The 19,995-nt window shown below is 61.8% G+C and carries 20 protein-coding genes; 11 read left to right on the top strand and 9 right to left on the bottom strand.

Features of this window, described 5'->3' with window-relative positions; genetic code table 11:
* Positions 1 to 142 precede the first annotated feature (142 nt).
* From HJB91_RS05525 to HJB91_RS05515, 3 genes are all read left to right on the top strand, one after another.
* Positions 143 to 562: a helix-turn-helix domain-containing protein gene (locus HJB91_RS05525; protein WP_064707753.1), complete on the top strand. Its 420-nt coding sequence runs from the start codon at positions 143 to 145 to the stop codon at positions 560 to 562.
* Between the two features lie 178 nt (positions 563 to 740).
* Complete coding sequence (gene metK, locus HJB91_RS05520) at positions 741 to 1,994, top strand: methionine adenosyltransferase (protein ID WP_210629453.1); 1,254 nt, start codon at positions 741 to 743, stop codon at positions 1,992 to 1,994.
* The gene (locus tag HJB91_RS05515) at positions 1,991 to 2,692 is read left to right on the top strand and encodes a tRNA (guanosine(46)-N(7))-methyltransferase TrmB (RefSeq protein WP_210629454.1); all 702 of its coding nucleotides are present in this window, start codon (positions 1,991 to 1,993) and stop codon (positions 2,690 to 2,692) included. The genes metK and HJB91_RS05515 overlap by 4 nt, the downstream gene beginning before the upstream one ends.
* 139 nt (positions 2,693 to 2,831) lie before the next feature.
* Here HJB91_RS05515 and HJB91_RS05510 read toward each other — a convergent pair whose 3' ends face one another.
* Together HJB91_RS05510 and HJB91_RS05505 are read right to left on the bottom strand one after the other, a co-directional pair.
* The gene (locus HJB91_RS05510) at positions 2,832 to 3,089 is read right to left on the bottom strand and encodes a DUF1150 family protein (RefSeq protein WP_088684489.1); all 258 of its coding nucleotides are present in this window, start codon (positions 3,087 to 3,089) and stop codon (positions 2,832 to 2,834) included.
* Between the two features lie 47 nt (positions 3,090 to 3,136).
* Positions 3,137 to 3,562: an Hsp20 family protein gene (locus tag HJB91_RS05505; protein ID WP_210629455.1), complete on the bottom strand. Its 426-nt coding sequence runs from the start codon at positions 3,560 to 3,562 to the stop codon at positions 3,137 to 3,139.
* A gap of 281 nt (positions 3,563 to 3,843) precedes the next feature.
* On the opposite strand from HJB91_RS05505, the gene HJB91_RS05500 reads away from it, so the two are divergent.
* Positions 3,844 to 4,788 carry a nucleoside hydrolase gene (locus HJB91_RS05500; RefSeq protein ID WP_210629456.1) on the top strand — a complete coding sequence of 315 codons (945 nt, stop codon included), beginning with the start codon at positions 3,844 to 3,846 and terminating at the stop codon, positions 4,786 to 4,788.
* 39 nt (positions 4,789 to 4,827) lie between these two features.
* Here the strand turns inward: HJB91_RS05500 and grpE are convergent, their stop codons facing one another.
* Together grpE and hrcA are read right to left on the bottom strand one after the other, a co-directional pair.
* Positions 4,828 to 5,463, bottom strand: coding sequence for a nucleotide exchange factor GrpE (gene grpE / locus HJB91_RS05495; RefSeq protein ID WP_210629457.1), 636 nt, complete (start codon positions 5,461 to 5,463; stop codon positions 4,828 to 4,830).
* Between the two features lie 111 nt (positions 5,464 to 5,574).
* Positions 5,575 to 6,663 (bottom strand): heat-inducible transcriptional repressor HrcA, encoded by a 1,089-nt coding sequence (hrcA, locus tag HJB91_RS05490; RefSeq protein WP_210629458.1) that lies wholly within the window; start codon positions 6,661 to 6,663, stop codon positions 5,575 to 5,577.
* Between the two features lie 126 nt (positions 6,664 to 6,789).
* Between hrcA and rph the strand changes: the two genes are divergently transcribed.
* Genes rph through hemW form a run of 4 tightly spaced genes read left to right on the top strand, consistent with a single transcriptional unit; the run spans position 6,790 to position 9,788 of the window.
* A complete protein-coding gene (rph, locus tag HJB91_RS05485; RefSeq protein ID WP_064809389.1) occupies positions 6,790 to 7,509 on the top strand; it encodes a ribonuclease PH in 720 nt (239 codons plus the stop codon).
* On the top strand, positions 7,506 to 7,931 hold the full coding sequence (locus HJB91_RS05480) for a VOC family protein (protein WP_210629459.1): 426 nt from the start codon (positions 7,506 to 7,508) through the stop codon (positions 7,929 to 7,931). Before rph ends, HJB91_RS05480 begins: the two co-directional genes overlap by 4 nt.
* Entirely contained in the window at positions 7,932 to 8,576 is a 645-nt protein-coding gene (gene rdgB, locus HJB91_RS05475; RefSeq protein WP_210629460.1) for an RdgB/HAM1 family non-canonical purine NTP pyrophosphatase, read from the top strand. It begins immediately after the preceding gene.
* A gap of 9 nt (positions 8,577 to 8,585) precedes the next feature.
* The gene (gene hemW, locus HJB91_RS05470; protein ID WP_210629461.1) at positions 8,586 to 9,788 is read left to right on the top strand and encodes a radical SAM family heme chaperone HemW; all 1,203 of its coding nucleotides are present in this window, start codon (positions 8,586 to 8,588) and stop codon (positions 9,786 to 9,788) included.
* A 61-nt stretch (positions 9,789 to 9,849) separates the two neighbouring features.
* Here hemW and HJB91_RS05465 read toward each other — a convergent pair whose 3' ends face one another.
* From HJB91_RS05465 to mutM, 5 genes are all read right to left on the bottom strand, one after another.
* Entirely contained in the window at positions 9,850 to 10,932 is a 1,083-nt protein-coding gene (locus HJB91_RS05465) for a saccharopine dehydrogenase family protein (RefSeq protein ID WP_221153658.1), read from the bottom strand.
* 124 nt (positions 10,933 to 11,056) lie between these two features.
* The gene (dnaA, locus tag HJB91_RS05460) at positions 11,057 to 12,607 is read right to left on the bottom strand and encodes a chromosomal replication initiator protein DnaA (RefSeq protein ID WP_210629463.1); all 1,551 of its coding nucleotides are present in this window, start codon (positions 12,605 to 12,607) and stop codon (positions 11,057 to 11,059) included.
* A gap of 839 nt (positions 12,608 to 13,446) precedes the next feature.
* Positions 13,447 to 13,725, bottom strand: coding sequence for a 30S ribosomal protein S20 (gene rpsT, locus HJB91_RS05455; protein ID WP_064800423.1), 279 nt, complete (start codon positions 13,723 to 13,725; stop codon positions 13,447 to 13,449).
* A gap of 191 nt (positions 13,726 to 13,916) precedes the next feature.
* Positions 13,917 to 14,690: an enoyl-CoA hydratase gene (locus HJB91_RS05450; protein ID WP_221153648.1), complete on the bottom strand. Its 774-nt coding sequence runs from the start codon at positions 14,688 to 14,690 to the stop codon at positions 13,917 to 13,919.
* Between the two features lie 23 nt (positions 14,691 to 14,713).
* Positions 14,714 to 15,604, bottom strand: coding sequence for a bifunctional DNA-formamidopyrimidine glycosylase/DNA-(apurinic or apyrimidinic site) lyase (mutM, locus tag HJB91_RS05445; protein WP_221153631.1), 891 nt, complete (start codon positions 15,602 to 15,604; stop codon positions 14,714 to 14,716).
* 148 nt (positions 15,605 to 15,752) lie between these two features.
* On the opposite strand from mutM, the gene ubiE reads away from it, so the two are divergent.
* From ubiE to HJB91_RS05430, 3 genes are all read left to right on the top strand, one after another.
* Complete coding sequence (gene ubiE, locus HJB91_RS05440; RefSeq protein ID WP_210629466.1) at positions 15,753 to 16,529, top strand: bifunctional demethylmenaquinone methyltransferase/2-methoxy-6-polyprenyl-1,4-benzoquinol methylase UbiE; 777 nt, start codon at positions 15,753 to 15,755, stop codon at positions 16,527 to 16,529.
* 219 nt (positions 16,530 to 16,748) lie between these two features.
* Positions 16,749 to 18,323 (top strand): 2-polyprenylphenol 6-hydroxylase, encoded by a 1,575-nt coding sequence (gene ubiB, locus HJB91_RS05435; protein WP_221153622.1) that lies wholly within the window; start codon positions 16,749 to 16,751, stop codon positions 18,321 to 18,323.
* An 88-nt stretch (positions 18,324 to 18,411) separates the two neighbouring features.
* Positions 18,412 to 19,989, top strand: coding sequence for an aromatic amino acid lyase (locus HJB91_RS05430; protein ID WP_221153612.1), 1,578 nt, complete (start codon positions 18,412 to 18,414; stop codon positions 19,987 to 19,989).
* The last annotated feature ends 6 nt before the right edge of the window (positions 19,990 to 19,995 follow it).

The raw sequence follows: 19,995 nt of genomic DNA, 5'->3' as shown, positions 1-19,995 counted from the left end.
AACCCCTAAAATTGCATAGTGGTGTCAATCGGCGTTCTTAACGTATGTTTGTCGGCGGGTTCCCGCCGCTTACAACGTGGCGTTTTGGGATGGATCAGGGGCATGCCGGTTGGAAACAGAAATTCGTAGCTAGGGCACGACCATGATTGAAAATAAGAAGAAGCCGAATCCGATCGACATCCATGTTGGCAGCCGCATTCGCCTTCGCCGAACGATGTTGGGCATGAGCCAGGAAAAGCTTGGCGAAAGCCTCGGCATCACCTTCCAGCAGATCCAGAAATATGAAAAGGGCACCAACCGTGTCGGCGCAAGCCGTCTGCAGAACATCTCGAGCATCCTCAATGTTCCGGTCTCCTTCTTCTTCGAAGATGCGCCCGGCGAACATGCCGGCGCCGTTGGCGGCATGGCCGAAGCCTCCAGCTCGAATTACGTCGTAGACTTCCTCTCCTCCTCGGAGGGCCTGCAGCTCAACCGCGCCTTCGTCAAGATTTCCGATCCCAAGGTTCGCCGGAAGGTCGTGGAACTGGTCAAGGCGCTCGCTGCCGAAGCTGACGCTGACTGATCCAGCTCTCATTGCAAAATGGAAAGGCGGTCGAAAGGCCGCTTTTTTTATGTTTTTGGGGCAAAATTTGTCACTTCGCCGCGGATATAAAGATATATTTATGTCCTTGTGCGCTTGTCATCGGCGCTCGAACTGAGTACCTACTAGCTGGCTTTTATTCTTTGAGGGGAATCCCGGAATGCGCGCGAATTATCTCTTTACCAGCGAATCTGTTGCCGAAGGTCATCCGGACAAAGTGTGTGACCGCATCTCCGACGAGATCGTCGACCTGGTCTACCGCGAAGCGGCCAAGACCGGCGTCAATCCGTGGGGCGTGCGCATTGCCTGCGAAACGCTGGCAACAACCAATCGCGTCGTTATTGCCGGCGAGGTCCGCCTGCCACCGAGCCTGATGAAGAAGGACAAGGACGGCAAGGACGTCATCAATCCCTCGAAGTTCAAGGCCGCCGCCCGCCGCGCCATCAAGGATATCGGCTACGAGCAGGACGGCTTCCACTGGAAGAAGGCAAAGATCGACGTGCTGCTGCACTCTCAGTCGGCCGACATCGCCCAGGGCGTCGACAGCGCCGCCGACCAGCAGGGCGACGAGGGCGCCGGCGACCAGGGCATCATGTTCGGTTACGCCTGCAAGGAAACGCCGGACCTGATGCCGGCCCCGATCTATTATTCCCACAGGATTCTGCAGCTGCTTGCAGCCGCCCGCAAGAAGGGTGACGGCGAAGTCGCCAAGCTCGGCCCCGACGCCAAGAGCCAGGTGACCGTGCGTTACGTCGACGGCAAGCCGTCGGAAGTGACCTCGATCGTGCTTTCGACCCAGCATCTCGACGAGAGCTGGGATTCCAAGAAGGTTCGCGCGGTCGTCGAACCCTATATCCGCGAAGCACTCGGCGAACTGAAGATCGCCGAGGATTGCAAGTGGTACATCAACCCGACCGGCAAGTTCGTCATCGGCGGACCGGACGGCGATGCAGGCCTCACCGGCCGCAAGATCATCGTTGACACCTATGGCGGTGCGGCTCCGCATGGCGGCGGCGCATTCTCCGGCAAGGACACGACCAAGGTCGACCGTTCGGCTGCCTATGCCGCCCGCTACCTCGCCAAGAACGTCGTCGCCGCCGGCCTTGCCGACCGCTGCACGATCCAACTCTCCTACGCCATCGGCGTCGCGCAGCCGCTGTCGATCTATGTCGACCTGCACGGCACCGGCAAGGGTGTGTCGGAAGACCAGGTCGAAGCGGCGATCCGTCAGAATATGGACCTCTCGCCATCGGGCATCCGCCGTCACCTCGACCTCAACAAGCCAATCTACGCCAAGACCTCGGCCTACGGCCATTTCGGCCGCAAGGCCGGCCGTGACGGCTCGTTCTCCTGGGAGCGCACCGACCTCGTCAAGGCGCTCAAGGAAGCCGTCAAGACCAAGGCTGCTGCATGACGGATATGGAGCGCCGGGGACGGGCGACCGAAGCCTTTTTCGGTCGCCGCAAGGGAAAGGCCCTGCGCGAACAGCAGGCGGAAACGCTGAACAGCCTGCTCCCGGCATTCCTCATCGATCTCTCGGCGGCTCCCCCGGAGCCGCTGACATCCCTCTTCCCGATCCCGGTCACGACATTGCGGCTGGAAATCGGTTTCGGCGGCGGCGAACATCTGATTCATCGGGCGCTCGAAAGACCTTCGACCGGTTTCATCGGCGTCGAACCCTTCGTCAATTCGATGCAGAAGCTTTTGTCGCGCATCGGCGAAACCGGTGCCTCCAATATCCGCGTCTATAATGACGATGCAACGCAACTGCTCGACTGGCTGCCGGATGGCACGCTCGACAAGATTGATCTGCTCTATCCCGACCCATGGCCGAAGCGGAAGCACTGGAAGCGCCGCTTCGTCTCGAAGACCAATCTCGACCGCTTTCATCGCGTGCTGAAGCCCGGCGGCCTTTTCTGCTTCGCCTCCGACATCGACACCTATGTGAACTGGACGCTGATCAAATGCCGCGACCATGGCGGCTTCGACTGGATGGCGGAAAACGCGGCGGATTGGCTGACCCCCTATGAGGGCTGGCCGAGCACGCGCTACGAGACGAAAGCGCGCCGCGAGGGCCGTTCCTCGGCCTATCTGACATTCAGGAAGATCTGACTTCAGCGAACACTGCGCTGGAAGCAATTGAAGGCCATGTAGTGCCGTGCGGCACCAACGACGATTAGTTCCGAAGCAGTATGGCTTTCAAATGCATGATGGCATTTGGTTTTTCATAGGCACTGATGGCGTTTGACGGTCAGTGCAGACTGACCGTCTTCAATTCGTCTTCGGCCGCCTTGAAGAAGGTGCTGGAGCGGTTGTCCGTCAGAAGGATGGGCGTGCCGTCGGCGCCGAAGAGTGCCCAGAGATCGACGTTCGGATCGATATCCGGCGCCTCTGGGAAGCACTTGGCGACCTCTTCAGTGCGCATCTTTCTGATATAGGCGACCTCGCCGTTGCCGATGTGGGCAAGCTCGGATTTGGTCAAGCGAGACGTGGCTTCTTTCATCAACATTCCTGTTCCTCCGGGAGAAGGGACCAACGGTTCGACAAACCGTTGTGCTACTGTGAAACCGAAATGTTAATTTTCTTGACCATGCGGGCGGGTTCGGGACGAATTAGATCGACGGAGAGCAGACCGTTCTTGAGGCCGGCGCCAAGCACCTGCATGCCGTCGGCCAGCACGAAGGTGCGCTGAAACTGGCGGGCGGCGATGCCGCGATAGAGATAGTCCCGCTCGCCCTGCTCCAGCTGGCGGCCGCGGATCACAAGCTGGTTCTCCTCGGTGGAGACATCAAGCTCCTCCTCGCTGAAACCGGCAACCGCAAGGGTGATGCGCAGACGTTCGGGGGCGCCGCTGTCGGCGGCGATGCGTTCGATATTGTAAGGCGGGTATCCGTCGCTCGCCTTGGAAATGCGCTCCAGCGTCTTTTCCATGGCGTCGAAGCCCAGAAGCAAAGGGCTGGCGAAAGGCGTAATGCGGCTCATCTCTTTTCAAGTCCTTGATGCAAGCGACCATCCCGGACCTCAAGCGCAGCATCCGGATGCCGCTAATATGGGGGCATGATTACGGCGCTGCAAGGCGCGCACGACCCTCCCCAATTTAAACATCTGTCAATTTTCGAATGGCCGCGGCCGCCTCCTTGCTTGACAAAGGACCTGCTGCCTCGCATCAAAACATGCCCGCGCGTAATGTGCCGATTTGCGACGGGAAATGAAGAGATGGTGTCTGCCGGGACAACCGGCATGGCGGAAACGGGACGAGTGGAATGGCAAGCGCGAGAAAGATCATCATCGACACGGATCCCGGCCAGGATGACGCGGCCGCCATCATGCTGGCTTTCGGCAGCCGCGATGAGCTCGAGGTGCTGGGGATCACGACGGTCGCTGGCAACGTGCCGCTGTCATTCACCAGCCGCAACGCGCGCATCGTCTGCGAGCTCTGCAGCCGCACGGATGTAAAGGTTTTCGCCGGAGCTGATAGGCCGATCGCCCGCAAGCTGGTGACGGCAGAGCATGTGCATGGCAAGACCGGGCTCGACGGCCCTGATCTGCCCGAACCGACGATGGCGCTGCAGCCCGGCCACTCCGTCGATTTCATCATCGAGACGCTGCGCCGCGAGCCGGAGGGCACAGTGACGCTCTGCACGCTCGGGCCGCTCACCAATATCGGCATGGCCTTCCAGAGGGCGCCCGACATCGTTGCCCGCGTTCGCGAGCTGGTGATGATGGGCGGTGGCTTTTTCGAGGGCGGCAACATCACACCGGCCGCCGAATTCAACATTTATGTCGATCCCGAAGCCGCCGACATCGTTTTCCGTTCCGGCGTCCCGATCGTGATGATGCCGCTCGACGTGACGCACCAGCTGCTGACCCGCAAGGACCGGGTCAAGCGCATGGCCGAGATCGGCACGGCGCCGGCAAAGGCCATGGTCGAAATGCTGGAATTCTTCGAACGCTTCGATATCGAGAAATACGGTTCCGACGGCGGGCCGCTGCACGACCCGACGGTTGTCGCCTATCTGCTGAAACCAGAGCTTTTCCAGGGCCGGGACTGCAATGTCGAAATCGAGGTCCAGTCCGAACTCACCGTCGGGATGACCGTCGTCGACTGGTGGCATGTGACCGACCGCAAGCGCAATGCCAAGGTCATGCGCCATGTCGATGCGGACGGCTTCTTCGATCTGCTGATCGAACGCTTCGCCCGCATCTGATTTTTATCTCCTTCTCCGAGCCGGAGAGGGAAACCGAGCTCAGGCGTCCTTCTCGTCGAAGACGGAATTGATCTCGGCCTCGACCGGCTTCGGGCCACCCTTGGCGACGCCGACCATGGCCGGGCGCAGGACGCGTTCGCCGATGGTGAAGCCGGCCTGCACGACCTGGACGACGGTATTGTTCGGCACTTCGGAGTTCGGCACTTCGAACATCGCCTGATGGAAATTCGGATCGAATTTCTGGCCAACCGGCTCCAGCTTGCGAACGCCGTGGCGCTCCAGCGCCGCGAGCATCGCGCGCTCGGTCATCTCCACACCTTCGATCAGCGTGGTGAGGCCGGCATCGGCCGTGGCCTTGGTCTCCGGAGAGATGGCGTCCAGCGCCCGGCGCAAATTGTCCGAGACGGCGAGCATGTCCCGGGCGAAACCGGCGACGGAATAGGATTTTGCATCCTTGACCTCGCGCTCGGTGCGGCGGCGCAGATTATCCATCTCGGCGGCAAGGCGCAGATAGCGGTCACGCAGCTCGGCATTCTCGGCCTTCAGGAGGTCGAGCGGATCCGGCTGGTTTGCCTCCTCCTGCCCGGCAGTGGCTGTTTCGACGTTGACGGCAGCGTCGGCTGCGGCGTTGGCCGCAGTTGCGTCAGGTCCGTTTTTCGTCGTTTCATCGGTCATGACGGTCTCCGGTTGGTATTTTCAGATGCGCCCGATATCGAGGTTTGACCGGAAAAAATCAAGTCTGCGTGACGAAGAAGCGAAAATTCCGCGGCTTCGCCAGTGATGACATCAAAGCGGATTGCGCGACAGGCGGGAGACGAGCTGGGCGGTATAATCCACCATCGGCACGATACGGGAATAATTGAGCCGCGTCGGGCCGATGACACCGACGGCGCCGACAATCCGGTCGTCCTCGTCGCGATAGGGCGCGACGATGAGCGACGAGCCGGACAGCGAGAAGAGCTTGTTTTCCGAACCGATGAAGATCCGAACGCCCGAACCACTTTCGGCCAGGTTAAGAAGCTCGATCAGGCTATCCTTCTTTTCGAGATCATCGAACAGCATGCGCAGCCGGTCGAGATCTTCGGCGCCGGCGAGGCCTTCGAGCAGATTGGCGCGGCCACGGATGATCAGCTGGGCGGGCTTTCCCTCGTCCGGGCTGCCGGCCCAGACGGCGATGCCGCGCTCGACAAGATCGCGCGAGAGCGCATCGAGTTCGTGACGGACATCATCCTTCAGACGGCTTAATTGTTTGCGCAGCTCCGGCAGCGTCTGGCCGGACATGTGGGCGTTGAGGAAATTCGCCGCCTCCGTCAATTGCGACGAGGTGATGCCTGCCGGCAGTTCGATGATGCGGTTTTCCACCTGATCGTGATCGCCGACGAGTACGGCGAGCGCCTTTGTCGGCTCAAGCCGGATGAACTCGACATGTTTCAACACCGGATCGCTTTTCGAGGTGATGACGAGGCCGGCCCCGCGCGAGATGCCGGAAAGCATGCGACTCGCCTCGTTCATCATCGATTCTACCGGATTGCCGCCGCTTTCGGCCCGCACCTGGCGATCGATGCTGGCACGCTCCTCGGCGGAGAGATCGCCGATCTGCATGAAGGCATCGACGAAGAAGCGCAGCCCGATCTGGGTCGGCAGCCGGCCGGCGCTGACATGCGGGGAATAGATGAGACCGAGCTCTTCGAGATCGCTCATGACGTTGCGCACCGAGGCCGGCGACAGCGACATCGGCAGCAGGCGCGACAGATTGCGCGAGCCGAGCGGCTCGCCGCTTTCAAGATACCCTTCGACGATGCGGCGGAAAATTTCCCTGGAGCGTTCGTCCAGTGCAGCAACGGCATCCGAAACCGACGTCGACCTGATGCCCATGAACCTTTTCAAACCCACGCTGATGATGCTCCCGAAAATATAGTCAAACTCGCACCCGTGGCAAAAGGGAATTTGCAAATGGGCGCCGCCAATCGTAGAAGCGGTCAACAACTCCAGGAGATGAGAATGCGGCCTTCAGGCAGAAAAACCGACCAGATGCGCAAGGTCTCGTTCGAGCGCAATTTTTCCAAGCATGCGGAAGGCTCGTGCCTGGTGAAATTCGGCGATACGCACGTGCTTTGCACCGCGAGCCTCGAGGAAAAGACGCCGCCATGGCTGCGCAACACCGGCAAGGGCTGGGTCACGGCCGAATACGGCATGCTGCCGCGGGCAACCGGCGAGCGCATGAAGCGCGAGGCCGCCGCCGGCAAGCAGGGCGGCCGCACGCAGGAAATCCAACGGCTGATCGGCCGGTCGCTGCGCGCCGTCGTCGATCTGCAGGCGCTCGGCGAAAAGCAGATCACGCTCGATTGCGACGTCATCCAGGCCGACGGCGGCACACGGACGGCCTCGATCACCGGCGGCTGGATCGCGCTCTACGACTGCCTGAAATGGATGGAAAGCCGCAACATGATCAAGGTCGACCGGGTCCTGAAGGACCACGTCGCCGCCATCTCCTGCGGCGTTTTCGCCAGCCAACCGGTCATCGACCTCGATTATCTCGAGGATTCCTCGGCCGAGACCGACGCAAATTTCGTCATGACCGGCGCCGGCGGCATCGTCGAAATCCAGGGCACGGCCGAAGGCACGCCGTTCAGCGAAGAGGAATTCAGTTCGCTGATGCGGCTTGCCAAGAACGGCATCGGCGAACTCGTCGCCCTGCAGAAAGAGGCGATTGCGGGATGAACCCCATGCTGGAAGGCATGTTGGAAACGGCGCTCTATGCGCGCGATCTCGATCAGGCCGAGACGTTCTACGAAGACGTTCTCGGGCTTGAAAAGATCACCCGCGCCGGCAATCGGCATGTCTTCTTCCGCTGTGGGCCTGGCGTTCTCCTGATCTTCAACCCCGAGGAAACGATAAAGCCACCGGCACCCGACGCACTGCAGGTGCCGCCGCACGGCACGACCGGGCAAGGCCATGCCTGTTTCCGGGTGTCCGGTCGCAATATCGATGCGATGGCCGAACAGCTGATGGCGGCTGACGTCGCGATCGAATCCGAGGTGTACTGGCCAAACGGCGGCCGCTCGATCTATTTCCGCGACCCTGCCGGCAACAGCCTGGAATGCGCGGAGGCAAAAATCTGGGGCATCGAACAGGATATCTGAATGCGCAAGCTCGAAACCAAAACCATCGTCGTCGCCAGCCACAATGCCGGCAAGATCCGCGAGATCCAGGAACTGATCGGACCGCTCGGCTTCACCGCCAAGTCTGCGGCCGAACTGAATTTCGTCGAACCTGACGAGACCGGCACGAGCTTCGAGGAGAATGCGACGATCAAGGCGGTCGCTTCAGCCAATGCCGCGGGCATGCCGGCGCTTTCGGATGATTCCGGCCTGGTGGTCGACGCGCTCGGCGGCGATCCCGGCGTCTACACCGCCAACTGGGCGGAGACGGCAGACGGCACGCGCGACTTCGACATGGCGATGGCCAAGGTGGAAAAGGCGCTGCAGGATGCGGGCGCCACGACGCCGGAACAGCGCGGGGCGCGTTTCGTCAGCGTACTTTGCCTGGCTTGGCCGGACGGGCACACGGAGCTTTTCCGCGGCGAGGTCGAAGGCAACGTCGTCTGGCCGCCGCGGGGCACCCAGGGCTTCGGCTATGATCCGGTTTTCCAACCCGAGGGTTACGACGTTACCTTCGGCGAAATGAGCGGCGAGGAGAAACACGGCTGGAACGTCGGCAAGCCACAGGCGCTGTCGCACCGGGCCCGTGCCTTCAAACTTTTCGTCGAAACCTGCCTGGAGGCATAAGGTCTGTTCGTGGGCAATTTCGATACGCCAAGCCTCTCGCGCGACGCCGCGCTGCTGCCCGATACCGGCGAGCCCGGCTTCGGCGTCTATGTGCATTGGCCCTTCTGCGCGGCGAAGTGTCCCTATTGCGACTTCAACAGCCATGTACGCCATCAGCCGGTGGACCAGGAGCGCTTTGCATCAGCCTTTTTGAAGGAGATGGCGGCGGTCCGGGCAATGAGCGGTCCGAAGACGGTGACGAGCATCTTTCTCGGCGGCGGCACACCGTCGCTGATGAAGCCGGAGACGGTCAATGCCATTCTTGACGGCATCGCACGGCACTGGCATGTGCCCGCCGGCATCGAAATCACCATGGAGGCCAATCCGTCGAGCGTCGAGGCCGAGCGGTTTCGCGGCTACCGGGCTGCCGGCGTCAATCGTGTCTCGCTCGGCGTGCAGGCGCTGAACGACCGGGATCTGAAATTCCTCGGCCGGCTGCATGACGTCGCCGACGCGCTGAAGGCGATCCGGCTGGCGCGCGAGATCTTCCCGCGCATGTCCTTCGACCTCATCTATGCCCGGCCGGAGCAGACGGTCGAGGAATGGGAGAAGGAACTGAAGGAAGCGATCTCCTATGCAGTCGACCATCTGTCGCTCTATCAGCTGACCATCGAGGAAGGCACACCCTTCTTTGGCCTGCACAAATCGGGCAAGCTGATCGTGCCGGACGGCGAGCAATCGGCCCTGCTCTACGAGGCGACGCAGGAGATCACGGCGCGTGAAGGCATGCCCGCCTACGAGGTCTCCAATCATGCCCGGCCGGGCGCCGAAAGCCGCCATAACCTGACCTACTGGCGTTACGGCGACTATGCCGGCATCGGTCCGGGCGCACACGGCCGGCTGACGCGTGGGCATGAGAAGCTTGCGACGGCGACCGAGCGCAAGCCGGAAGCCTGGCTCGAGATGGTCGAGCGCGACGGCCACGGCATTCTCGACCAGGAACGGCTCGGTTTCGAGGAACAGTCGGACGAGTTGCTGCTGATGGGACTGCGGCTCCGGGAAGGCGTCGATCTCGCCCGCTGGCAGCAGCTTTCGGGCCGCGAGCTCGACCCGAAACGAGAGGAATTCCTGCTCGAACATAAATTCGTCGAGCGGATCGGCAATTCGCGCCTGCGCTGCACTCCATCGGGCATGCTGATCCTCGATTCCGTCGTCGCTGATCTCGCCTGCTGACATCCAACGAGGTTGATCCGGGCGCGGCAGCGACATCGCCGTCCGCGCCGGAAAACAAGTCTCAGCCGTGGGTGGTCGCGCCCGCCTTGAACAGGCTGCCGGTCGGCGTCTTCAGGAACATCTCGAGCGGAATGTGTTCCTGGTGCAGGAAGCCGGTCGCCGGCAGCAGGCCGTCGCGGACCATTTCTATGACGGCGACGACAGAGGCCGACGTCGTCCAGGCAATCGCCGTGCGGCGGGCGCCGGCAATTTCGATCGGGTAATAGGCGCGCACGAATTCCTTGCGGCGCAGGTTGCCGTTCTCCGTGCCTTCCGCGGCGACATGGACATAGACGACATCGTCTTCAACAGGCGGCTTGGCATTGGTCAGGATTTCGCCGGCGAGCCTGCGCTTGTCGCGCATCAAGAGCTCATGGAAGAAGAAGTTCATCAGCTCCATGTGCCCGGGATAACGCATGGTCTTGTAGTCGAGATTGTCGACCTTATCGAGCATGGTGTCGCACATGGTGCCGAGGCCGCCCGATGTCGTGAAGGCTTCGAGCTTGACGCCGCCGACATAGATGGTCTCGTGCCACTCCATCGGCGAGACGAGCTTGCGCACGCCGCCTTCGATGACCTCACAGTCGTTCAGATATTCGTTGACGACGCCTTCCGGCGACCAGTTGAAGGCATAGCCGAGGAGACCCGTCGGATGCTGCGGCAGGGCGCCGACGCGCATGCGGATCGATCGGCAGCGATCGAAGCCATCGGCGAGGCTTGCCCCGACGACGCCGACGAAACCGGGCGCCAGGCCGCATTGCGGCGCCATCAGTCCGCGGGCGGTCTTCGACAGCTCGATGATGAAATTGGTGGTCGGGACGTCTTCGGTCAGATCGAAGTAATGGACGCCGGCAAAATGGGCGGCACGGGCCAGCTCAATGTTCAGATGATAGGGCAGGCAGGACAGCACCGCCTCGACATTCGAGAGCAGTTCGCCGATCAGCTGCGGATCGGATACGTCGCCTGCGCGGCATCTGAAGGGCACCTCGCCCGGGGGCAGCTGCGCATCGACACCGATAACCTCGAAGCCGCCTTCATGCAAAAGCGTTGCCGCCAGCCGCCCGACCTTGCCCAGGCCGAGAACGGCGATCTTTTCGAAACTCATTCATTCCCTCCCATGCGCCCTTTCGGCGCTCGTTCTCGAATGCGGGAGGTATAGAATAAAAAACCTATAAAGGAAAACGGCTGGAATCGCTTCCAGCCGTCAAATTTCCCGACAGGTCCGCCGGTTATTCGTTGATCAGCCGCTTCAGCAGCTCGATTTCGTGCGAAAGCTTGGTGTCACCGGATATCAGCTCCTCGATCTTGCGCACGGCGTGCAGCACGGTCGTGTGATCGCGCCCGCCGAAGCGGCGGCCGATTTCCGGAAAGGAGCGCGGCGTCAGCGTCTTCGACAGATACATGGCAATCTGGCGCGGCTTGACGATGACGCGGGTGCGGCGATTGGAGACCAGTTCCTGGCGCGAGACGTTGTAGTGCCTGGCGACGATGCGCTGAATATCCTCGATCCGCACGCGGCGCGGTTCGCCCGAACCGACGAGATGGGCGAGCAATTCGTCGACGCGCTCGATCGACAGGTTCGGTTCGAAGGAGCGGCGGAAGATCAGTTGGTTGAAGGCGCCTTCGAGTTCGCGGCCGCTGGCCGTGATGTTGCGGGCGACGTGCTGAAGCAGATCTGCCGGAATTTCGAGCGACGGATCCTCGAGACGGGCCGCGGCCAGACGCCGCTTGAGGATTTCGAGGCGCATTTCGTAATCCGGCGCGTCGAGTTCGATGGCAACGCCGCCCTGCAGGCGTGAGCGGACGCGCGGATCGAGAGACTCCAGCTCCCATGGCGCGCGGTCGGCGGCGACGACGACCTGCTTGGCGCTGTCGAGCAGCATATTCAGGAGGTGGCAGAATTCATGCTGGATCATCTTGCCCTGCAGGAACTGCATGTCGTCGATGATCAGGAGATCGATGTTGCGCAATGAATCCTTCAGCGTCAGCGCGTCGTTGTCGCGGATCGCCGTGGCGAAGCGCCACATGAAATATTCGGCCGTCAGATAGACGACGCGCAGGGCTCGCGGGTTCTGCACCGCCGCATTGGCGATCGCCTGCAGCAGATGGGTCTTGCCGAGCCCGACCGTCGAATGGACGAAGAGCGGATTGAAACGTACGGCGCCGGAGCCAACTTCCGCGATCGTCTTGGCAGCCGCAAGCGCGACGCGGTTCGAGCTGCCTTCCACGAAGGTATCGAAGGTGAAACGGCTGTCGAGCGGCGAACCGAACAGCGGCGTACCGAGGCTTGCGGGCCTTGCGGCGGCAACGGCCGAAACCGCCTGCTGGACGGCCTGACCGGCCGGCTGGGCGCTTGGCGGACGGCGCATCTGCGCGGGAGCAGCCGGCTCGGGCTGGACCACCTCGTCGACGGCCTTCATGCCGCTGCGGGTTGCCGTGCGCACCAGGATTTCGATCTTCAGGATTTCCGGGTCTTCGGCCTGAAACAGACCGGTAATGAGATCGAGATAACGATTGTTGATCCACGACTTCAGGAAGGTCGTGGGAACCGAAAGGCGAACAACGCTCTTTGATACCGAATGCAGCTTCAGCCTGGCGAACCAGCTGGCATAGACGTCAGGACCGACCTGGGCCTTCAAGCGCGCGCTGACACGCTCAAACAAAATGCTCTGCTTCATTTCCGCCTTTGCTTCCCCCACTTCCTGGCGAATGGAGCCGAACGCCTGCGGTGCCGCATCCCCGTTGTCGAGCCCGCCCGCCATCATCGTATTTATCTGCATAATGCCGCCTTTCAATTCCACCGGGCGGCCTCCGCTAAAACAGCCGCCCGATCATTCCCCGCTTTGACGGGCTGGCGGCATCCTCATGAAGCCACCCGCCTGCCGGTTCACTCAAACACGGCACAGAAGCCCGTTGCAGGTACCGCGTTCATGCGGCGCCTTCATCGGCTTTCCATGCCAAGCTGTCGGTCAATCCTCGTTTTCGGCCGACCAGCCCGAACGCAATATTACTATCCCCTATCCGGCAGCCTCACGCTAAACGTGTGATTGCCATAGGCACAAAACGTCCCTGCCCCGTAACAGCCACGTTACGGCCCAAATCCGTCAAGTGCTTGAAAAAACGGAAGCGCAAGGCTCCGTAACAGATGGCACAAATTCATCGCCCTGCCGACGTGGCAGTTAAGACCGAACTCTACAGGTGATGTCCGCGCCCTCTGTTGGACGCCATTTAGGCAGGATCAAATGGCAAGATCAACGATGAATTTTACGCAAAATTAAGATGCGGCCATTGACTCCAGCGACCCTTTTCGGGCGTCACACCAGCGTCAAAAAAGAATCGCAGTTGAATCAACGAGATTCCCCGTTCGGGCTATTTTGACACGCAAAGAAAGAAAAAAAATAAAAATCTGCTTGACTCGCCCCTGATCCGCAAAGGTTCGGCCAGAGTCGCGCAGTGAGAAAGCATCCTTGCGCAAGTCATTGTTTTTGAACACTTTTTCCTGTCATGGCACTGACACGAAACAGTCGTGAGATTCACCATGCAGAAGCCGTTCGGCAGAATCGAAAAAGCCCGGTAAAATTACCGGGCTAATCATAACGAGGAGGTCGTTAATGGATTATTACGCGGTCGTGGAGACCGACAGAGCCTTCACACGAGCGGCCAGGCGAGAGACCTTGCGCGACGCTGTGTTGGAGTGCAGCACGCCCTTGCTGGCGGCGCGGGCGAGTTCCGGCTGAGCGGCCAGGAAAGCTGCCTTCGCCTTGTCGGCGTCACCGGATGCGATGGCCTCTTCGACCTGGCGAACGAAAGTACGAACGCGCGAGCGACGAGCCTTATTGACGTCGGTACGGCGGGCGATCTTGCGGGTCGCTTTTTTCGCCGAAGTTGTATTGGCCATGGATGCCTCTCTCAAGAATTCGAACAAACTCCGCCATTACCGCGGGCCCTGCGGCCACCAAATCCAGCAATGCGGGAGCAATCGCGGAAAACCAGAGCGGCTTTCCGAACCGTGGGCGGGCATATAACCCTAAAGCCGGCCCACGTCAACGCGGATTTTCAAGCTTTCCGGTGGCAAGCGCCGAAAAGCATTCAACGGTGCTTGAAGGCAGGTTTGCGCTTCTCGATGAAGGCGGTCATGCCTTCCTTCTGATCGTCCGTGGCAAAGAGACTATGAAACAGGCGGCGTTCGAACCGCAACCCTTCCTCCAGCGTCGTCTCGAAGGCGCGGTTGACCGCCTCCTTGGCCATCATGACCGAGGGCTGCGACAGCGAGGCGATCTTTTCGGCGGCGGCCAAAGCCTCATCGATGAGACGCTCGGGCGCCACCACACGCGAAACGAGTCCCGACCGTTCCGCCTCGGCTGCATCCATCATTCGGCCGGTCAGGATCAGATCCATGGCCTTCGCCTTGCCGACGGCGCGTGTCAGCCGCTGAGAGCCGCCCATGCCGGGAATGACGCCAAGGGTGATCTCCGGCTGGCCGAACTTCGCGGTCTCCGAAGCGATGATGAAATCGCACATCATGGCGAGCTCGCAGCCACCACCGAGGGCAAAACCGCTGACGGCAGCGATCACCGGCTTGCGCACCTTGGCGACATCATCCCAGCCGCTGATGAAATCACTCTTATAGATATCGGCGAACTGAAGCGACTGCATCTCCTTGATGTCGGCGCCGGCGGCAAAGGCGCGTTCGGAACCGGTGAGCACGATCGCGCCGACGGCATCGTCTTCATGGAAAGCGGCATAGGCCTGCTTCAGCTCCCTCAGCACGGTAGAATTCAGCGCGTTCAGCGCCTGCGGGCGGTTCAGCGTGACGAGGCCGACAGTGCCTCGGGGTTCGACGATCAAGGTCTCGTAAGCCATGCTGTTCTCCCGGTTTCTCACTGTTACTTCTGACAGGCGGCGCAATAGAAGGTGGAGCGGCCCGCCTGCACGACACGGGCGACCGTACCGCCGCAGCCGGGCGTGCCGCAAGTCTCACCTTCGCGATCATAGACGGAGAAGGAATGCTGGAAATAGCCGAGCGATCCGTCGGCCTGGATATGGTCTCGCAGCGACGATCCGCCGGCGGCGATCGCATCGGCGATGACGTCGCGGATCGAGGCGACCAGCAGGTCGAGCTGCTGCTTCGGCCGGCCGGCCGGTGTCACCAGCGTGCCGGCAGCACGCAGCGGCGACAAATGCGCGCGCCATAGCGCCTCGCATACATATATATTGCCGAGACCGGCAATGTTCTTCTGGTCGAGCAGCGCGCTCTTCAGCGGCTGTGCCTTGTCGCGAAGACGTTCGGCCAGATAAGTGGCGCCGAGTTCGTTTCCCGTCGGCTCCGGGCCGAGATCGCGGAAGAAGGGATGGGCGGCGAGATCGGCGCGTCCGACCATATCCATGAAGCCGAAACGACGCGGGTCGTTGTAGATGACGCGGCGCGCACCGTCCGGACCCTGCAGATGAAAGACGACGTGATCGTGTTTCTCATCCTTCGAGCGGGCGTGGTGGAATTCGCCCGCCATTGCGGAGGCGGAGCCCTTCTCGATGCGAAAGGAACCGGACATGCCGAGATGGGAAATCAGCGTGTTGCCGTCGTCGAGATCGACCAGCAGATATTTGGCGCGCCGACCAAGGCCGATGATGGTGCGGCCGGAAACCCTGTCCGCCAAGGCATCGGGAAAGGGGAAGCGCAAATCCTTACGCCGCAGTTCCAGCCTGGCAATGAGAGCTCCTTCCATCGCCGGCGCCAGGCCGCGCTTGACGGTTTCGACTTCTGGCAATTCCGGCATCTTAACCCATCTCTATTGAACGTGTTTCAACCGAGGACGATGTGCGCTATAGCGCCAGTGTGCCGCGGAGAGCGCGGTCCAGTGATAACGTCGCGCGCGGTCTTTCGCTACGGTCGCCGCGCCGATCTTCAAGGAACGGAGCAGCCTGATGTCAGAAAGCCGCACTTCCGCCGATGGCGGCATGGAGACCTCCTACGGCTTCCGCGAGGTGCCGGGCGGCGAGAAGCAGGGCCTGGTCAACCAGGTGTTCCACAAGGTCGCCAAGCGCTACGACATCATGAACGACGTTATGTCGGCCGGCATGCACCGGGTCTGGAAAGATGCGATGATCTCGGCGCTCAACCCGCGCAAGGAGGCGGGCTACAAGGTGCTCGACGTGGCCGGCGGCACCGGCGACATCGCCTTTCGTATCATCGAGGCCTCGGGCCGGCAGGCACGCGCGACGGTGCTCGATATCAACGGCTCGATGCTCGGCGTCGGCGCCGAACGGGCGGCAAAGAAGAAGCTTTCCGACAATCTCACCTTCATCGAGGCGAATGCCGAGGAACTGCCGTTCGAGGCCGCCAGCTTCGACGCCTATACGATCGCCTTCGGCATCCGCAATGTGCCGAGGATCGACAAGGCGCTGTCTGAGGCCCATCGCGTGTTGAAGCGCGGCGGACGGCTGCTGGTCCTGGAATTTTCCGAAGTCGACATGCCGCTTCTCGACAAGATCTACGACGCCTGGTCGTTCAACGCTATTCCCCAATTCGGCAAGGTGATCACGGGCGATGCCGAACCCTACCAGTATCTGGTGGAATCGATCCGCAAATTCCCGAACCAGGAGAACTTCGCGGCGATGATCCGCCAGGCCGGCTTTTCGCGCGTCACCTACACCAATTATACCGGCGGCATCGCTGCGCTGCATTCCGGCTGGAAGCTCTGAGGGAATGATGCAGTCTCCACGTTTTCCCTCATTCCCTTCCTCGGGTTTTGCCCGAGGGATGTCACAGGAAGCCAGCGCAGCCCGGTCCCGGGCTGCAAAAGATTCTTTTATATTTCCTGACTCATTCACCGCGCAGACGCGCGGTGGCCGGATTCCTGTGACGAGCACAGGAATGAGGGAGGAGAGATTGGCCGCGCCTTCACAAGCAGGCCAGCCTGCATGAGCACTTTCGGAGCCTATTTCCGCCTCTGGCGCGTCGGCTGGGTGCTCGTGCGTGAGGGCGTCGTGTCGGCCCTGCCGTCCGAAGGCCTGCCGCCTTCGGTCGCGCTTGCCAAATCCTTCGTCACGATATTCGAGCGCGGCAGGGCGCGGTATCAGAAGCGCAGCGATCGGCTGGCACAGGCGGTCGAGCGGCTCGGCCCCTCCTATGTCAAGATCGGTCAGTTCCTGGCGACGCGGCCCGACGTCGTCGGCGTCGAATTCGCCAACGACCTGTCACAGTTGCAGGACCGGATGGCCTTCTTCCCCTCGGCGGCCGCAAAGGCGAGTATCGAAGGATCGCTCGGGCGGCCGGTCGACGAACTCTATGCGAGCTTCGGCGAGCCGATCGCCGCCGCCTCGATCGCGCAGGTGCATCCGGCCGAAGTCGAAACGGTAGAAGGCCGAAGGAAGGTCGCCGTCAAGGTCGTCCGGCCGGGCGTGCGCCAGCGTTTTGTCCATGACATCGAGGCAATGTATCTGGTCGCCCACATGCAGGAGCGGTTCATGCCGTCCAGCCGGCGGCTGCGGCCGGTCGAGGTGACGAAGACGCTGGAACAGACGACGAAGGTGGAGATGGACCTTCGCCTAGAGGCGGCAGCGCTTTCGGAGATCGCCGAAAACACCGGCAGCGACCCCGGCTTTCGCGTGCCGAAGGTCGACTGGGAGCGCACAGGGCGCGACGTCATCACCATGGAATGGATCGACGGCACGAGAATGTCCGATGTCGAGGGCTTGCGCGCGGCCGGCCACGACCTCAACCTGCTCGCCGATACACTGATCCAGTCCTTCCTGCGCCACACGCTGCGCGACGGTTTCTTCCATGCCGACATGCATCCCGGCAATCTCTTCGTCGATGCCGGCGGTTTGATCGTCGCCGTCGACATGGGCATTGTCGGGCGGCTCGGCAAGAAGGAGCGACGGTTCCTGGCCGAGATCCTCTATGGCTTCATCACCCGCGATTACATCCGCGTCGCAGAGGTGCATTTCGAGGCCGGCTACGTGCCCGGCCACCACAATGTCGAAAGCTTCGCCCAGGCGATCCGGGCGATCGGCGAGCCGATCCACGGGCAGCCGGCCGAAACGATCTCGATGGGCAAGCTCCTGACGCTGCTGTTCGAAGTGACCGAACTCTTCGACATGGCGACACGGCCGGAACTGGTGATGCTGCAGAAGACCATGGTCGTGGTCGAAGGCGTGTCGCGCATGCTCAACCCGCGCTTCAATATGTGGAAGGCCTCCGAGCCTGTCGTCGGCGACTGGATCCGCACCAATCTCGGCCCGAAGCGGATCGTCACCGATCTCAAGGACGGGCTGAAGGCGGCGGTCAAGCTCGCCGAAGCCGCGCCGGAAATCGCGGCGAAAACTGAGAAATTCCACCATCAGCTGCTGCATATGAGCGAGCACGGCCTGCGTTTCGACGATCAGACGGCCGAGGCGATCGGCAAGGCCGAGGCGCGGCACAACCGCTCGGGCAGGATCGCGCTCTGGGTGATTGCATTGACGCTCCTCTATATTGCCTGGATGCTGAGCTGACCATTCCGATAACATGCTGTGTTCGGCATTTAGGATATCCCATGTGACGGAGGGCTGGCTTAGTCTCGCAGTTTAGGAGATACGGCACATGCAGCACGAACGCCCTGGCATCGAACTTTCCGGACGACCGCTCGGTTTTGCCGAGATGGTGACGATTGGTGCCGGCAAGGCGAGGATTTCGGCTTCACCGACCGGCATGGCCCGCATCGCGATTGCGCGCGAGATCGTCGAGGACGCGATTGCTTCAGGCACGCCCGTTTACGGATCGACGACCGGCGTCGGCGCCATGAAGGACGTGGAGTGGTCGGCCGACGAACTCGACACCTTCAATCTCGGCCTGGTGCGTGCCCATCACTTCGGCACCGGCACACCCTTTTCCTGCAATGTGGTGCGCAACGCCATGGCCATCCGCGTCAACACGGCGCTGACCGGCCAGGTCGGCTGCACGCCGGAGCTGATCGAGGCCTATATCAGAATGCTCGAGGCCGATCTCATCCCAGTCGTGCGCCGCACCGGCTCGATCGGCTGCGCCGATATCGGCCTGATGGGACAGATCGGCGCGGTGTTGACCGGCGTCGGCGAAGCAGTCTACCGCGGCAGCCGGATGCAGGCGGCCGACGCTTTCCGGGCAGCGGGGATAGAACCGGTGCGGATGGCGCCGCGCGACAGCCTCGCTTCGCTGAGCGTCAATGCGGTGAGCTTTGCGGCGGCAGCGGAAACGACGCGCAATGCCGCGGCCTCGATCCGCATCCTGCTCGCCACCGGGATGATGGCGGCCGGCGCGCTCGGCGCCTCCCGCGATCCATGGAAGGCAGTGCGCCATGTCGGCACAGCGCGCGAGGCGCTGATCGGCGCCTGGCTCTGCAACGCCTCGGACGAATGGGACTGGCCGGTTGCAACGCATGTGCAGGATCCGCTCAGCCTGCGCATGATCGCCCAGGTGTTCGGCGCCGTCATCGAAAATCTGCTTTCGACCGGTCACAAGATCCTTGCCGCCACCGGACGCTCGGACGACAATCCTGTCGTCGTCGAGGGCCGGGTGATGACATCAGGCGGTTCGCTTCCGCTCGATGTGACGATCCTGCTCGAATCGGCCGCACTCTGTATGGCGCATGCGGCGCGCAACGCCTTCAACCGCTGCGTCATTCTCGGCAACGGCCAGCGGCGCGACCTCCCGGTCAACCTCGTGCCGCCGGGACGGATTGCCACCGGCTTCGGGCCGATCATCAAGCTTGCCGGCGAAATCTTCTCGCGTGTCCTGTCGATGTCCGGTCCCGTTTCGGCGCAGTCGCTGGTCGTTGCGGCCGGCCTGGAGGACGAGGCCGCCTTCCTGCCGCTGGTCATCGAGCGTTTCGAGCGGCAGATGCAGGCGCTGAAGCGCCTCGCCGCTCTCGAGGCGCTCTTGTCTGCCCAGGCGATCGACATTCTCGGCGATGAACCGAAGGGTGTGGCCGGCATGCTCTTTGAGGTCGTGCGCAAACATGCGGCTTTTTACACCGTCGACCGGCCGCTTTCAGCTGAGGTGGAGGCGATCGAGGAAGAGCTCGGATCGGACGATTTTCTCGCGAAGCTGACCGAGCAGGTTCCGATCGCCTCCTTCGACGATTTCTTCGCTCTCGGTTCGCCGGAGCCCATCGAAGGGCGCCTGGCCAGCCGAGCAGGATGATTGTGG

It is taken from the genome of Rhizobium sp. NLR10b (assembly GCF_019685435.1).
Taxonomy (GTDB): Bacteria; Pseudomonadota; Alphaproteobacteria; order Rhizobiales; family Rhizobiaceae; genus Rhizobium.
The sequence above is the reverse complement of the archived record's forward strand: the minus strand, read 5'-3'. Positions and strand labels throughout refer to the sequence as shown.